Origin of the sequence: Trueperella sp. LYQ141, assembly GCF_046599555.1 — a bacterium.
GTDB lineage: Bacteria > Actinomycetota > Actinomycetes > Actinomycetales > Actinomycetaceae > Trueperella.
The window spans coordinates 19,787-35,453 of record NZ_JBKIWQ010000001.1 but is presented as its reverse complement, the minus strand read 5'-3'; the positions used below and the strand labels follow the sequence as shown (position 1 = coordinate 35,453).

16 protein-coding genes are annotated in these 15,667 nt (G+C 54.1%); all 16 read right to left on the bottom strand.

Annotation, left to right across the window (positions count from 1 at the left end):
• Nucleotides 1-7 precede the first annotated feature (7 nt).
• A complete protein-coding gene (locus ACLHIJ_RS00200; RefSeq protein WP_411298177.1) occupies nucleotides 8-2,173 on the bottom strand; it encodes a hypothetical protein in 2,166 nt (721 codons plus the stop codon).
• The gene (locus ACLHIJ_RS00195; protein ID WP_411298176.1) at nucleotides 2,170-5,556 is read right to left on the bottom strand and encodes a tape measure protein; all 3,387 of its coding nucleotides are present in this window, start codon (nucleotides 5,554-5,556) and stop codon (nucleotides 2,170-2,172) included. The genes ACLHIJ_RS00200 and ACLHIJ_RS00195 overlap by 4 nt, the downstream gene beginning before the upstream one ends.
• 34 nt (nucleotides 5,557-5,590) lie before the next feature.
• Nucleotides 5,591-6,013, bottom strand: coding sequence for a DUF5361 domain-containing protein (locus tag ACLHIJ_RS00190; RefSeq protein WP_411298175.1), 423 nt, complete (start codon nucleotides 6,011-6,013; stop codon nucleotides 5,591-5,593).
• Nucleotides 5,968-6,267: a hypothetical protein gene (locus ACLHIJ_RS00185; RefSeq protein ID WP_411297327.1), complete on the bottom strand. Its 300-nt coding sequence runs from the start codon at nucleotides 6,265-6,267 to the stop codon at nucleotides 5,968-5,970. Before ACLHIJ_RS00185 ends, ACLHIJ_RS00190 begins: the two co-directional genes overlap by 46 nt.
• A 127-nt stretch (nucleotides 6,268-6,394) precedes the next feature.
• A complete protein-coding gene (locus ACLHIJ_RS00180; RefSeq protein ID WP_411297328.1) occupies nucleotides 6,395-6,958 on the bottom strand; it encodes a hypothetical protein in 564 nt (187 codons plus the stop codon).
• Complete coding sequence (locus ACLHIJ_RS00175; protein WP_411298174.1) at nucleotides 6,945-7,130, bottom strand: hypothetical protein; 186 nt, start codon at nucleotides 7,128-7,130, stop codon at nucleotides 6,945-6,947. The genes ACLHIJ_RS00180 and ACLHIJ_RS00175 overlap by 14 nt, the downstream gene beginning before the upstream one ends.
• Nucleotides 7,117-7,524 (bottom strand): hypothetical protein, encoded by a 408-nt coding sequence (locus tag ACLHIJ_RS00170; protein ID WP_411298173.1) that lies wholly within the window; start codon nucleotides 7,522-7,524, stop codon nucleotides 7,117-7,119. The genes ACLHIJ_RS00175 and ACLHIJ_RS00170 overlap by 14 nt, the downstream gene beginning before the upstream one ends.
• On the bottom strand, nucleotides 7,521-7,772 hold the full coding sequence (locus ACLHIJ_RS00165; protein ID WP_411298172.1) for a hypothetical protein: 252 nt from the start codon (nucleotides 7,770-7,772) through the stop codon (nucleotides 7,521-7,523). The genes ACLHIJ_RS00170 and ACLHIJ_RS00165 overlap by 4 nt, the downstream gene beginning before the upstream one ends.
• A gap of 11 nt (nucleotides 7,773-7,783) precedes the next feature.
• Nucleotides 7,784-8,155: a hypothetical protein gene (locus ACLHIJ_RS00160; RefSeq protein ID WP_411298171.1), complete on the bottom strand. Its 372-nt coding sequence runs from the start codon at nucleotides 8,153-8,155 to the stop codon at nucleotides 7,784-7,786.
• Complete coding sequence (locus ACLHIJ_RS00155; RefSeq protein ID WP_411298170.1) at nucleotides 8,143-8,652, bottom strand: hypothetical protein; 510 nt, start codon at nucleotides 8,650-8,652, stop codon at nucleotides 8,143-8,145. Before ACLHIJ_RS00155 ends, ACLHIJ_RS00160 begins: the two co-directional genes overlap by 13 nt.
• Before the next feature lie 106 nt (nucleotides 8,653-8,758).
• Complete coding sequence (locus tag ACLHIJ_RS00150) at nucleotides 8,759-9,682, bottom strand: phage major capsid protein (RefSeq protein ID WP_411298169.1); 924 nt, start codon at nucleotides 9,680-9,682, stop codon at nucleotides 8,759-8,761.
• A 2-nt stretch (nucleotides 9,683-9,684) separates the two neighbouring features.
• On the bottom strand, nucleotides 9,685-10,155 hold the full coding sequence (locus ACLHIJ_RS00145; RefSeq protein ID WP_411298168.1) for a hypothetical protein: 471 nt from the start codon (nucleotides 10,153-10,155) through the stop codon (nucleotides 9,685-9,687).
• Nucleotides 10,156-10,969: 814 nt separating this feature from the next.
• Entirely contained in the window at nucleotides 10,970-12,310 is a 1,341-nt protein-coding gene (locus ACLHIJ_RS00140) for a hypothetical protein (RefSeq protein WP_411298167.1), read from the bottom strand.
• Between the two features lie 79 nt (nucleotides 12,311-12,389).
• Nucleotides 12,390-13,787 carry a phage portal protein gene (locus tag ACLHIJ_RS00135; RefSeq protein ID WP_411297337.1) on the bottom strand — a complete coding sequence of 466 codons (1,398 nt, stop codon included), beginning with the start codon at nucleotides 13,785-13,787 and terminating at the stop codon, nucleotides 12,390-12,392.
• The gene (locus tag ACLHIJ_RS00130) at nucleotides 13,784-15,289 is read right to left on the bottom strand and encodes a terminase (protein WP_411298166.1); all 1,506 of its coding nucleotides are present in this window, start codon (nucleotides 15,287-15,289) and stop codon (nucleotides 13,784-13,786) included. The genes ACLHIJ_RS00135 and ACLHIJ_RS00130 overlap by 4 nt, the downstream gene beginning before the upstream one ends.
• On the bottom strand, nucleotides 15,228-15,653 hold the full coding sequence (locus ACLHIJ_RS00125; RefSeq protein ID WP_411298164.1) for a hypothetical protein: 426 nt from the start codon (nucleotides 15,651-15,653) through the stop codon (nucleotides 15,228-15,230). Before ACLHIJ_RS00125 ends, ACLHIJ_RS00130 begins: the two co-directional genes overlap by 62 nt.
• Nucleotides 15,654-15,667 lie beyond the last annotated feature (14 nt).

The window sequence follows — 15,667 nt, the reverse complement described above, 5'->3', positions numbered from 1 at the left end:
CATCTCCTTATAGTTCTGCCTGCGTGTGAGTACACGAGAACTCCCAGGTACGCCACCTATTACGAGTCAATTTCACCGCCGAAACATAGCCGGTTTGCACCATCCCATCGAACGTGCGTAGCACGACCGGACTGTCGGTTAACGCCAGATCGGACACTGCTGCTTGGGCTTGCCGTGCTGCCGGTAGCCCCGGATCTGAAACCAGCAGACCGCCAACCGTATAGGTGGTGGTGCATTGCTCGGCGAACACCGCACGGGGCAGAGTATGTCCTGCGAACGTTTGCACGATTGTTTGCCGGTCTGCCGATACCGCTAGCGTCGGATTGTAGGTAACCTTGAGAACTTTCCCTGCCTGTGGACCCCAATTTAGGAACTGGGCTTGCTGTTGCAACGGTCCAGATTCGACACGGGTGCGCGCCGTAGCACCATCTTTCGACACGGCCTCGATCACATAGGCCGCCCCGGTTAACGAGGGCAGCCCGTCCGTGACCACACCCGAAACCTGCCCGGTAGTTGTGCCTGGACGTGAATCCTCATAAACCAAGGTTTCGCCCGTCCCGTCAACCCGTAAAACACGCAGCTTAACCGTCTCCATTCCGCCGGTCAGTAGCGGGCCCTCACTGTAGTTGATATTGATCGACCCGCGGGCGGTATCCCACACGGCAGACCCTGACGGGGTAGACGGCGGACTATAGGAAACCGTGAACGACCGCGACACCGGCAAGGAATCGACCGTGGTTCGCACCGTCACATTCACACTGACGGTTGCCTTGTTCGGGATCCCTGTGAACGTTACCCGATGTGGAGATGTTGAGCTGCCTGTTTTTGACTGGGAATAGCCCGTTGCTGTTGCGGTTGCCTGCCAAAAAACAACCGTCGGGCTCGATGTGAACTCGACGGTCAACATAGACGAATTAACAGTGCTTGACGTGGGCGGGCTAGTGATCTGCACGCTAGGACGATCCACTATCGTGAACGCTGCCGTGTTCGACCACGGCGACCATTTCGTTTTATCCTGACCTGTCGTGCGCACCTGCCACTCGCACGAACTATTCGACCCCACCGTTAACGCGAACGTCGAACTGGTAGCGGTTTTCACCCCGCTACTCGTCCAACTAGCAGCCCCGTTAAACCTGTATTGAACCTCGAATTGGGTCTGCCCGGATGTGTCGGTCGGGTTATGCCGCCACACGAGGTTCACTGTCGCGCCTTTCGGCTGGTTCTGCCCGGAGGGTTGCAGCTCGGTCGGGGCAAGCGGTGCAGAAGCCATAATCACCGTGTTGGACGAGGTGAAATCGGAAACCAGGCCGCCGAGGAGGGCGCGTAGCCGGTACGTGTGGGCTGCCGCCTGGGCGGCATTGACCACCGTGTATGTGGTCGTACCCGGGTTGAGGGTGGCAATCTTGGTAGAGCCCTCCCAGATCTCGATTTGGGCTGGTCCGACCGCCGTGTTTACCCATTCGAGAATAATATTCGTCCCGTCACGCCGACCTACCACAGACGCCGGTGCTCCAGGAGTCATATATAAATGCTCGTACAGGTTCCACGGTGAAGCCCCGCCCGGGCCGTTGGCACGGATCTGATAGTTGATGACCGTGTTCGCCCCTGGTGCGGCCGTATCAATCCAGTTACGCATCTGCCCGTCGAGAGTTGCGATCGTTTCCCACGGTAACGCGTTATAGCAGCGTTGGATCGTGAAACTGGAGATCGGCGCCTCACTGGTAGAGGTCACTGACCAGGATAGCGCTACTTGGTTATCTGACTGGCGGGTCACGTAGAACGCGGGACGTGCCGGCACCTGATAGGCCATCGGACGCACAATATGGGTGACCACCATAGACGGGGTTCCCGTTTGGAACTCCTCTAGGCGTACCCCGAACGACACCGAGTATTCCACGCCGGGCTGTTTCGTGAAGGTCTTCGATACCTGCCCGAGTTGGATCTGCTGGCCGGCTTTAATGTTGACCGGAACGTTCGTGAACGTTTGCGCGATTTCCCCGTAAAACACGAGCTTGTTATACGAGTCTGATACCCAGCCGGCAGAACAGGACAGGTATGCGGTCAAGGTGACCGTGTCCGTGTTCTGGGTTGAAGCGACCTGCATGTCGATCCCGATTTGCACTGTTGTGCCCTGCCCGCTGACAGGGCTACCCCACCACATCACATTAATCACACTCCCATCTGTGCCCGATAGCGGGTGGCTGAGCGGGCTATATCGTTCGCGGCTTGCACGCCAGGAATCCCTGAGGCGACTTCCGTCACGTAGGCTTCCATCTGCCGATCCCCTACTTGAAGAATCACAGTGGAGGGCAGACGTGCCGGCCCGTACACATCGACGGGCATGGGGCTCACCCCGTGGAGTCCTCCTTGCGCATACGATTCGAGCCGGTATCCGAACTGGCGGGCAACCTCGGCAAGGATCTGGGTGGAGCGGGTTCGTTTCGACCGTGCGAGCGGAATATATGCCTCCCCGCCGGTTTCATCCTCAGCCCAGATACGCCACGCCCCAGCCGGCGCAATCTGCGCAATATGACGTTCCCGCGTATACCGACCCATAATCGAACCATCAGCATTAAAAGATCTAGATCCCGTAGAAGGAGCAACAGCAGCATGAATCGTTCCCAACTGCCCAGATATTAATGATCTGATATTCGCAACCATTCCAGACAAATTAGCAGCAGGCGTAACGCTAACTCGGAAGAAAGCTGTCTGCTCTGCAACACGATTCTTTATTGCCTCTAATACGGTATCTACACCGAATTCTTTACCGCCAATCTTAACTGTGCCCTGATTCTTGTTAATAGCTTCTATAAGCTTATTGAGAGCAACAGTTGCCGGAATATCGTTACCTTCGATATTGACACTGCCCTCAGAACCAACAATTTGGTGCATTAAAGCGTCCAGCTTCATATCTGCAGGGTAAGTATTACCCTTAATAGTGACGGTTCCATCCGCATTTTGAATTGCCCCTTTAACCTGGGCCATCGTTTCATCAAACCGATAAGAATCACCATCAATATTTATAAGGCCCGTTGAAGAATCTATAGCGACCATCATTTGACGGTACTTACCCCAAGCAGCCTTAGTATCAATATCAACAGTTGCCGAGATAACCCCTGGATCTGTACCGATCTGATTCCATAAAGCTGTGAGTTCCTCATTGGACTTGTTCGCTGCCGCACCAAGCTCAAAGAAGGCCTGTTTGCCTGTCGTTGCTATCGCGTTCAGCTCTTCTTGCGAGGATCTGTTCTCCCTTGCCGCGATAATATTTGCTTGGATTGCTTTCGCAACTGAATCAAGGGCTGCTTCACGCTCTGTTTCTGTTGCGTTAGCTTTCGCTATTGTTTCACGGGCTGATTCAACAGCAGACTGATAGTCACGATTAGCTGCACGGGCTGCGAGAGCAGCATTTTGCGCTGCAAGCAGTTTTTCTTGCCGACGGTTTTCGGTTTCAATCAGACTTTGAATTGCTTGCTCTTGCTCCTTGAAGCGATCCGTGGAAGTTTTTAACGCATTGGCTGTGGCTTTCTGCACTTCCTGCGCGTTCTCATACTTCTTATTTAGAAGTTCTAGCCCATTTTTTGTGCCTTCATAATGAAGCGGATCTTTCAAAATATTTCTATCTATTTCATCGTATACTGCTTCAAGTTCTTTGCCTCCATGAATAGCTGCGCTAATCCATTTCTCTTGACTGATCCCCAGTTTGTCTAGACGCTCCGTTAAGCTTTCACCAAAGCCAAATAGGCGTTTATCTGCGTCAGCCATTGCTAGAATCTGGGTTCTGGTTTCTGATGTGGCCTGGCCTAAACGGTCAAAGGTTGCCGCTAAATCTCTGACTTCTTGCTTATTCCGGGCAATGGTTTCAGTGACCTTACCGAAAACAGCGACAGCGGCGGCAATCCCTAGCATGGGAAGATTTGCCATAAAAACGTCTTTCATAGCCCCGCCCATAGCTTTTACACCCGCACGCATTTTTCCAACCAGGGAAATATTCTCCGGTAGTTTCATTGCCGCAATACGTTTACCAACCAAAGTTGTCTCATCCCCGAAAGAAGTCAACGCCCTTGACGCCACACCAATCACTTTCCCAATCGGGCCGATCTTCAGTTTCAACGCTGCGAACGCCACACCGACAGCCAACACCGGGGTAGGGAGCTGGGATATGGTTTCAGCAAGCACCGCCACCACACGCGATAGTGGGACGAGCACCGCAGAAGCTGCCGTTGCTGCCGGCACAAGATACGCCGAAACCGTCACGCCTGATTCGCCAACCGCTTTCCACAGTTCACTTAACGCCGGGATAAGGATCTCTGCGGAGGTAAGGATACCGTTACCCATAATCGCGGCAGCCTGAGCAATAAACTTCATCGCCGGAGCGAGAGCCTCCATACTTCCCATCATGCCCCGGATCGTTTCCCCAACAAGACTAATCACCCGAGGCAGGGCAGCAAGCGCAATCTCCACCCCATGCGTCTGATGCAACTGGTCACGCATAACAGTAAACAGGCTAGAAAACGCTACTTTGGTTTTCGCGGTTTCCTCACGGAGCACCACCAGACTTTTCATGATCTTGGCAGAACTATCCATATTCGCAACATTGCTAAGCGAATGTAAAAGATCTAACTGTGACTGTGCAGACCCGGTGGCAAGGAACGAACCGACCGCTTTACCCAACCCGTAATAGGTTTCTGATAGGACTTTCACGGTGGGGATTATGCTGTCGATCTTGTCTTTAGCGACGGTGAACACTTTCGGTAAATCCGCGAACGGCCCGGCAAGGATACCCTGCCCTAGACGGCCTAACGCTGCTCCCAGGTTAGCGAACGATCCGGAAACCGTCTCACCCATCTTTAACGCCGAACCACCAAACCCGGCCTCGATAGCGTCAGCAAACATGTCTGCCGAAATCTGACCGGCTTCACCCATCTTTCGGGCTTCCTCGGCAGTGATCCCCATCTGTTTAGCGACCATCTGATAGATCGGGATTCCGGCTTCCATGAGCTGCATCGCCTCATCGCCCTGCATTTTCTGGTTAGAGTAGATCTTGCTCCAGATCAGGCTCATCCGGTCAAAATCCACGCCTGCCTGCGCGGCAGAATCACCAATCAGACGCAGTACCCGCTCCAACTCCTGGCCAGGCTTCACATTCGCTGTAACCAGATTCTTCGCCGCTGTCGCCGCCGAATCCAAACCGAATGCCGTCCCTTTGACCGCAGCCTCAGCGTTCTTCATCGTCAGGTCAATCTCTTCAGCAGACAGCTTCATACCTTTCAAGCCCTGCTCTGCCTGCTCAAACTTCTTTAACCTGTTAAAACCCTTGGTCAAGGCGGTGCCGATAATAGCTGTCGAGGCTCCAGCAACCGACGCCATACCGCCAACAATCAGAGACTTCGCATGAGAAACAGCTTTCTGGCCGATCCCCATACCCAGCATGGAACCAATCTTGCTGCCCGCCGTCGAAGTAATACCGCCCAGATCAGCCATAATCCGGCGTTCCGCCCCACGCATAGATGGAATGATCTGCACGTATGCTTTTGCTATTTCAACACCCGCCACCAGCGCCCTCCCTTACAATTGTTTTCCCGCTCTTTTAGAACATGTCAGCCGCCTCGTCCACACTGACCTCGACACCGCGCACCTGCTGGCACTCTTCACTACTTTGGTTAGCCATGCCCGGACGTGGGGTAGGCGTGGGAAGGTTCACCCCGCGCGCCCCGTCGCGCGTCTTTGACCACACCAGCCAGCGCACACAATCCAACACGCTCGCCAACAGATAATCCGTGGTCTTCCACGGCGTCCACGCCTCACCCGCCACCACACGCTCTAACGGCAAACCCGGCATAGGATGAGACACGATAAGGAATAAATCCCGCAAATTAAAACCCGGCTGGCCCACGTCTCGCAGACGTAAGCCCAGCCGGATCAGCTCATATTCGATTTCGTCCCTGAACCGTCCCAACAGGAGGCTCAGGACACCAATTCCCCCAGTTTCAGTGCGGATTGATCCTGCCACGCAGTAATCATCTCGTTAAACTCACGGATCGTCATCGCCCGTCGAGCCCGCACCGCCTCCTCGTCAGAAAACTCCATAATAATCTGAGTAATAAACGCCGCCTGCGGCTTACCCGTATTATCCTCAAGAATCCCCATCGGCACGTTTTCTAAAAACGGTAAACGGATCGTCCCATGCTCGGTGACATGCTCAAATAACTCGTCTTCACCGTGAAACTGTACTACCGGCTCATTTTTGACAGCTTTCTTTACCATTACAACCTCCAAAACAGGCATCTAACAAAAAGACAAATAAGAAAAAAAGGGGGGAAGAAACGTGTGGTCTTACCCGAGGGCAACACTGAGCCGACAGGCAAGACCACACACAGAAAAATAGTGAACACTACGCGGCAGGCCCGGTAGCAGTATCCTCGATATACTCGTAAGTGTAGTTTCCGTTATCATCAGCCAACGCCGTGATCTCCACCGGATACTTAATCGCGTCATTATGAACAAACGCGATCTCACCCGAAAGCTTCAACTGGCCACGAGGAATAACCAGACGACGCCGGCCATCCCCATCCTTAAGCGAAATAACCCACGCCAACTCGGCAGGATCCAACGCATTATGCTTAATCGAAACCTTCTTATCTTTCGCCTCAACATTCTTCTCACCAAAAACAGCTTTCAACACTTCCGCGTTCGCTGCTTCCATGAACGTCAACGAGATACGTTCCTTATACTTCGTGGTCAACGTCCGAGCAACCAGCCCGCCCTCAACCTCAATCTCCGTATCCTCACGCTCGGGCGACCACGTGAAACCCTCCACGCCAATCAAACCACGCGTCTTAAACGCCGGATCCAACTCCGACTTCGCATCCGTTGGCAACGCCGTATTCAACGGGCCAGCCGCAACCGAACCGCCAACCTTCTCCAACGAACCAATCATCACTTTAGGTAACGCCATTATCTTCACTATCCTTACTCTCCACACCGACATCTACCGGCATGATCCCAACATTTCCTGCTTCTCGACCCACCCAACCCTGGGCAAGCCATGACTCTTTCTCACCGGCTGCCACCCAGGCACGCACCTGCGAAAACACCGGATGAACAAGCTCTGTTTTATCCTCCGCCAACTTTCACCTCTTCCCATCTGACAAGCATGGACACCGTAAACTGATGCCGATCAAGACTCGGCATACGCGGATCGGGATACTGCAACGGGATCGACGGGACAGCCTCATACACGGTCAAACCAGGAAAAGCCTCCTGGTCATCCCGTGATACTGCCGCAAACTCAGCCCAAATCCGTCGAGCGTAGTCAAAACAGGCACCCTGATCGGTGTGCCAAACCTCAACCAGGATCTGGGCTTTATCTTGTTTTCCGTCCATAGCGCCGCCCGTGCGGGTCACTTTCACCGCCCCAGGTGCAGGATCCAACATGTTCTGTGTAGAGGCTGGGAAGCCGCGCGCACGTAGAAACGCCACCACCCCAGCCACCACGTCAGCCGGACCAGGAATAACCATCACGAGGACCTCCCTAACGCATGCAACAAGGTCTGATTTTTCGCGCAATCAACCATCGCCCGGACACTATCCGTATAGGCGCTACCAATCACACGCGAACGACCCATCCACGTCTCCGACGCATACCCCTCACCGGCACGGCCCGCAATCTCCTCCGCACACTCGCCAACCAGATCCCGAACCTCATCCGAACGTAAAAACGCCCGCACCTGGGAATGCTGCAACACCACACGGCGCACCTGCACAGGCATGACAACCACCCCTATCTTCGATACCTCACCAAACGGATCACCATCCCGCCATGTAACGTCACCGGCAAAATCGGATTCGTCTCCCACCGTTCCACCTCACCAACAACCATGAACAAGCCGCCCTCACTCCACGAGCCAGGAAGACTAACCAGGTCATCAACCCCCGGAATCGGGGCAGACAGCGGGGCAGAAACCCGCACGTGACGCTCTACAGCCACCCGCCCGCCGGCGAACTCTTCTACCGGGGGTGAGGGTTGGATGGAAAACACGGGCAGGTCCTCTGTTTTCCACTGTGCTACCGGCACAGATACCGGATTGCCGTACCTGTCTAGCCTGTCGGCCGGTTTACGGTGAATCTTTCCTATCGCGGTTATCCGACGCACGAGCAGTCACCTGCCTCATAGATCGGATAACCCGCAATATCTGTTCCGCATGAGCAAGAATCCCGCGCCCACGTTCGATCACACCACGGGTAATGACGGCCGGTGTCTTTTCCTGACACTGTGATTGAATACGCCGCACCAGAACCTGTCGATCCTGGTTCACGTAACGCGTCACGCTCACTATCAGAAAGAAACAACCCGCCAGGCATGTCGCCCGCGAACGTGATACTGCCCGTGAACGACCCATCCGTTTCCTGGCGTTGCCGAATCCCCTCCGGGTTACGAAAGACCCGGGTGACCATCGCCGATACTACGTCACGCACAGTCTCTAACAAGTCGGGCTCACCACCAGAATCAATCCGCGCCTGGATCGAGGGAAACTCACGACGGATCATCCGCTCCGCCCGCCCGATCCACCGGCCGATCGTGTCTTCCTGCCCGTAAGGAGCGTCCGTACCAATCCAGTCAGCGAGAAGATCATCAACTGTCAACCACATACAACACTCCTTAAAAATCTATTGGTGTTGGAATGTCCCTAGTGGCGTGTGTGGGCACGGAAAACCCGTAACCGTATCATCCGTACCCACCAGCCGACCGGGCGTATCATCCGCCAACCGCTGCCGTCTTAATCAACGCGAAACGATCCTCCATCACATACCAGCCATAGACGATCTCAAGACGCAACGCGATCTGATTCTTCCGCTTCAAATCACCTTGACCATCCGGGTCACCATACGGGATCAACTCCAAAGGCAGATCACGCTGGACACCCCACCGGATACCATCGGCGAAGTCACCAACAATCGCCCGAACACCCGTATCCTTAGCCGCCTCCGGCAGACCAGAAATCGTTGTCCCGACAGCCGTCTTAACCCCCAAGAACGATGTAATATCCGTTCCGAAACCCAGCTCGGGATACCGCGGCATACCATTGGGCTTACCACCCGACAAGCACTGCAAATTCGCAAGCGCGAACGCCATCTTCGGATCGAGAGCCAAACCAGTGATCGGGGTCCCATCATCAATCACCAGGCCGATCGCTTGGCGAATATCCGCGTCCGCGTCTGCACTACCCTGGGTGACCGTTTTCTTTGTCGCCGTCAAATAATTCGTCCACGAAGCAATCACGTTACCCGTATGCGGATTCACCCGATGATACAGGCCCATATCCAAAGCGCGTGACAAGGCGTTCGCGCCTGCCTCGGCAACCTGATCGAGCACGCCAAGCTGATAATCCTCATCCGCCCACATGAATTCATTCGACGTGCGAATAGTCACCTGAGCCTTATGCGGTACCGCGGTGACCTTATCCCACGCGGCAACCGTTGAGGACTTATCCGCGTTTTCTTCCACGAACTCGGCACGAACCGTGTTATTAAAACGCAGAATATCCACCGTGCCGAACTTCATGGGCTCTTGTCCCGATAGTTTCGCCACCGTTGAGGTTGACAGGGTTTTCTTAATCATGCCCTCTGCGATATTGCGCGGAAGGACGGCGGAAAGAGTCTTTGAATCCAAAATAGCCATAGCTATTCCTCCTTGCCTAAAAGTTGTTTAAGAAACTCGCGTTTCTCATCTTGTTTGGGTTGTGATGGCTGGGCTCCAGCCTGGGGCACGTGTGCAACGATTGGACGATCGCCCCGCCACGCTAGTAGCGCCTCAGCCGAGGCCTCCAGCTCTTCTAACGTGTCGCCTTTCAACAAGCCAGGATCAACCTTTTTACTGGCTGCGACTTGTGAAAGAAGTTTTTCGTGCTCAAGCCTGGCATTATTCGATTCGAGTTTCGCGATCCGATCTAATGCTTTTTCCAGGTCGGTTTTCTGGGATTGAGCAGCGTCCAGCTCGGTTTTCATCCGGCGTACCTCCGCCATGTTCGCTTTCGCTCGCTCTTCCCATTTACGTGCCTGGATCTTCCAATCCTCACCAGCAGCCTCTTCCTGTGCAGGAATCGTGTCTGCCGGTGTCGTATCGTGCCCAGTATGTGCTGTATTGTCAGCCATATTTTTTGTTTCCTCCCGTGCGGGTTAATGAAAAAGACCCGCCCCCGTGCGGGAACAGGCCAAAAACCATAAAAAATTGTTGCTACTTGTGTTTCTTCCAGCTATGCTGTGGGTAAAGAACGGAGAGCCACCCGTTGTACCCTGAAAATAATTGGGGCGCCCGTCCATAGTGTCTAGGGCTAGAAGACCAGCCGGCGGCTAAGCCTCCGTTCTTTTTTATTTCCTCTAAAACACCCCAGGTAAAGTTAAAGCCCTGCCAATACCGAAGTATCCACAGGGCTGGAGATGGTGCAAGGCTGTCCCTAGGGACTGCCGGCCGCCACCGTATCTGTAGCGTATCATCTTCAGTCAAACAAAATAACAAAATAAAGTATTGACAGATAAATACTCACCCATTACGATAAAAGCAAAGAACGGAGAGCCACCCGGTGCACCTCAAGATTTCTGTTCAACAGATTTCGAAGTGGGCGTTCTCATTGCGGAACTAGAAGATCAGGCGGCGGCTAAGCCTCCGTTCTTTTTATATTTACCCCTAAACACTCCAGGTAAAGTTAAAGCCCTGCCAATACCAAAGTATCCACAGGGCTGAGACAGCGGCCCGGCTGTCCCTAGGGACTGCCTTCCTACTGCCGTGCTTCACAGTGTATCATCTTCAGTCAAATAAAATAAAGTATTGACAGATAACCGCCCGCCCATTACTATGAAGATAAAGAACGGAGAGCCACCCGTTGTACCCTGAAAATAACGGGGCGCCTGGCCATAGTGTCTTGGGCTAAGAGGAAACCGGCGGCTAAGCCTCCGTTCTTTTTTATGCTTAAAGGATTCTTAGCAGTTGTCTACCATCATCCCACATGATCCATAATTCCTTGATCTGGCGGTCAGCAGCATGAGAAGTATTCCATTCGCGCAGATAACGCATTACCTTAGCCGGGATTATTTCTACTCCTTGGAAATCTAGAATGAAATTCTCTTTAATCACATGATGTTCTTTCGCATTTACAATCGATTTCAATAGGTGTTTAGAGATAGTCCCCCATTTAGTTGATGTTGTCTTCAGATCCGCTTCAATATTCTTATTCGACGTCCAATAAAAATCATTAGAAGCCTTACGTCCAACCCCTAACACATGCGGAGGACGAGGAATCCAATTCACATAATGGTCATGCTTCTCCAGACGTTCAAGCGATTCAATCTCCAACGTACTCAGAAACTCACCATTTGTCTCCGACCTTAACTCTGACTGCCGCTTAGCCCACAGCGGCTCATCCTCAGTCCCTCGACCAGCAGGCCAGCCACCCTCCGGAGGAGCATAAATAACACCATTCTTCCGATTCGGCGAACTAGCCGGCAAAAGCTCTAACGGAAAATCAACCCGTTTCGATCCTCTACGGCGCTTTACTTTCGATACTGCTCCGACCGATTCACCAGCCGCTACCTCTGCTCTTACCTCCTGCTTCCCCGCGGCTCGCAATGCCTCCCGGCGACGCTTAACAACATGCTCAATCGAATCATTCTTACGCCAATACGGCTTATACTCCTTGGCATACAACTCATCGAAATCAACACCAGCAACCCGGTCACCAACCCACGCAGTCCCACGAGGATTAGACGGATCAATAACCCAGCGACCTTTCAACGGGACAGCACTACAATGACAATTCTCGTGATACCTCTTCCCATCAGCCGTCGCCGCAGCCGTCTTAGACGATCCATACACCGGACCACGAGAGGCCAAGATAATACAAAAATCGCAATTATCCCCAGGCGATAACACCCGCGCCCAATACACATCCTTATAATGCTCAACCGACGCATGGATCACATCACGACCATTACGATCAACCCGGCGGCCAACCCAGCGAGCCCCAAGCGCACTAGCCTGCCGAAGATTACGAGCCTCAATCAACGGCCCAATCGACTGAGCAATAACACTCGCCGATTTCTTCGTCTGACTAATCGCCGGAACAATCGCCGGATACCCAATCAACGTCTCAAACCACTCTTGCGCAGCCTGCTGAGACAAAAGCCCATACCGCTCCAGAACCCCCGCAATCAACTGCTTCAACGCCGGACGGACAAGCTCAGGATCCTCAATCTTCGCCACCGCCTCCACAGCCTCACGCATATCTGCTTCGATCCGCGCATTAATCGCCATGTTGGTGTTCTGATAATCTCGCATTTGCTTGCGGGAAACCAATACATATCACCCCGCTTTCAACAAACGAGTAGAAGAATTAAATAGCCTCCCTGCGCTGACGACTACGCTCCATCTCAGCACTCAACTCAGCCAGGAAACTCACACTCTGCTTCTCATTGAGCAAACGCCGCGTCGTTTGAACATCAAACCCCAACTGCTCAATAATCGCCTCAGACTCAGCCATCCACGGAAACACCGACACCAGCTTCACCGTCGCGTCCGCAGCCGCCGCCCGAGACGTAAACCGAGTATCCCGCCACACCGGCAACAAGCCCGCCAACTCGGCAGGGACATCCAACGACCGATTCGCCACCTGCCACGCCCACACAGCCACCTGACGATGAGCCGCCGACCACGTCGCCTGAGCGTCTTCTGCCTCCGCAATCAAATCCTCACGAGACGCCAAATACGACTCCGCCGACGTCGGATTAGCCTGCGCTAATCCCACACCCAAACTCGACACCGGAATATTCGTCTCACCCGCAAACAAGCCAGCCAACACCTGCAACTGATCCACATGCGGCTGCTGAGAGGCCTGCGAAAACTGCTTCACATCCGCCCGAGGATTCGCCGCGTCATCATTATCCGGAATCGCGTTCACCCGATCCATAATCAACTGCCACGAACCCTTCGTGAACGCGTCCTCATCCGGACCAAACACCATAAACCACGGGGCACCATAAAAATCTGCTGTACCCTCCGAACGCAACACGGTACGCACCGCACTATCCGTAAGCGACATGACTGGGCGTGAAATACGAGAAGACCCAAACGGACGATCCAGACGCGGCTTATACGGAAACTGCACCACCGGAACACGCAAATCCTGCACCTGCCGGTCCACCACCCGGCCATCCTCAACCCGGATCGACACAAACGGCAAAAACAGCGTCGCACTCTCAATACGCGCCCCGCCACGAGAAGCAAACCCCTCCGACACCGACTGACCCCAACGGTGAACCCACAAGAACGAATCCAACGCATGCAACTTCGCATTCCACACGCCCGTGCCATCCAACGCCGAAATAAACGACACTAATGCCTCCGGCTCACCCGCCGACACATCACCCGCCGTCACCGCCGCAAACACGGTCGAATGCACCAACGCCGAAACCTGAGCTTGTATCACCATCTCCACATAATGCGAACCAGCCAGGATCTCCGATACACCCAGATCATTCCCGCCACGACCCGACGCGGGAGCAAACCCGTCTAAACGAATCCGGCGAGCCAACATCTCTACTGCTTTCGCCGGCCATCCCAACACGGTACGCACCTGCGACAAATACGGCGGCGCAGTCGGCGGCAACCTATCCAACACATGCTTGCCATCCATATACGCCGACCGCAACAAATTCCGCCGACGCTTACCCGCCAACTGTTTTTCCAACAGGTCAAACACACCCTGCTCAACATCCGTTAACCCAACGATCATAATGACACCACCTTCCAGCCAGACCTGCGCGCCCCAACAGGCTTCATTCCCTTTTGCTCAATACCCGCAACCGCAAGAGTGGCAGCCACCAGCGGAGAAATATTCGATAACTCCTCACGGCGAACCCACTTAAACAACGAATCACCAACAAACTTCATCTTTGCCCCGCTAACGGCCTGATCCATTTCTTCTTGCCCGATATGCACCAACACACCCTGACGGACCAAGTCATAAAACCGGCCACATGCTTGGAAATACTCCCGCGCCGATACTTGCAACAGGCGCACCCGCTGGCGACGCAACTGACCAATCAACGAACCAGCAGCCGACCCTGCCTCCACCACAATCGCTACCGGCGACCAGGCCTCTTGCAACTGGGCTAGACGATCTGCCACCCAGTCCGTACCCACCTGCCGGTCAACCAGCTCTACATGAATACGGCCATCATCGCGAATCGACGCGACAGCGATCTCCGCCCAATCCCGCGTCGGCGGCACATCCACCGCGAACGCAACCGTGTCCGACGGCTCAGAATCCGGATCAACCAGCCCAGCCCAATCCCGAACCTGGATCGCCGCCTCATCACCAACACGCGCCCAAATACCCAGCCGCTCCCGCCGGAACTGCTCATCAGCCATCCCAACCAGCTCAGTGTTACGAATGTAATCCTCAGAAATGAACCGGCCCAGTGACGGATTCGCCTGATACCACGCCTCAATATCACCACTATCAGCCGTATCATCAGCAGACCATTCGACATACATCAACGCACTATCCGCCCCCGATAGTGCCCGATCGCGAACCCGCTCCCACGTCGCCGACGAGAGCATACCCGCCGAGGAAGTGTAAAGAATCTGCGGATTACCCTGCATAGTGCGCGCCGCCATCGTCGGCATAAGCGAAGCAATCTGATCCTCATCAAGATCGAACGCCTCATCAAGCACCACAAGATCACCCGTCAGGCCACGCCCTTGCCGGCCCGTCCGCGTCACATACGTAATCTTCGACCCGTCCGCCAGTTTGATCGACATCTCCGCCGACGAGGTACGAATCCCGCGCACATCATCAAAACGCGACCTGCCTTGTGCTCCAGCTACACGGGAAAACATCCACGGATTATCTCTGATAATCGCCTCCAACTCGCTAAACGATTTACGAGCCGTGGAAAACAAATGCGCCGTATGCGTAATCACCTTGCAGTCAGGATTCAAAAACAAGTTATACAACTCGATAGCTTCAATAATGACATTCTTGCCGTTTTGGCGTGGAGCATTAACCGCTACCTCCAAGGCCGCATATTTACCCGTCTGGGTTATACCGAGAGCGTTCCGCACCACCGAGGCCTGCCACGGCATGAGCTCTTTACCGGCAATCGCGATAAGGTCTATCGCGTCCTCACCAGCAGAAAAATCCGCAATCGTTTGTGGAATATGCGCAATCCTAGGCGTTTGCGACCCGCATCTGACGTCTCCGGGCAAGTTCATCGAGCGGGTCACCCCCATTCACTTTTTCCTGCGTATCTTCATGAACATCCCCATCCAACGCGGCTAACTCAGCCAAAACAGCACGCTGCTCACGAGCAATACCTGCAACCGACTGCGGTAGAGCCTGATGGAGATTCGCTTCCAAAACATCAAAAATCTGTAATAGTACTTCACGGCGATCAACCCTGCGCAGGCTGTCCGACGGCGCAGCCTGGATATGTTCCTCCACCGCTTGCGATATTTTTGCCGCACGCCGTGCCACCATCTGCGCTTTATGTTTACGCTCAGCCGCCAAACATTCCTCACATAACGGCTCGCCACGACGACGATGCCGCATTGCCGCCGCATGTGTCCCACACGGCTTCAATTCCCGTCCAGCCAAAACTAATCATCACC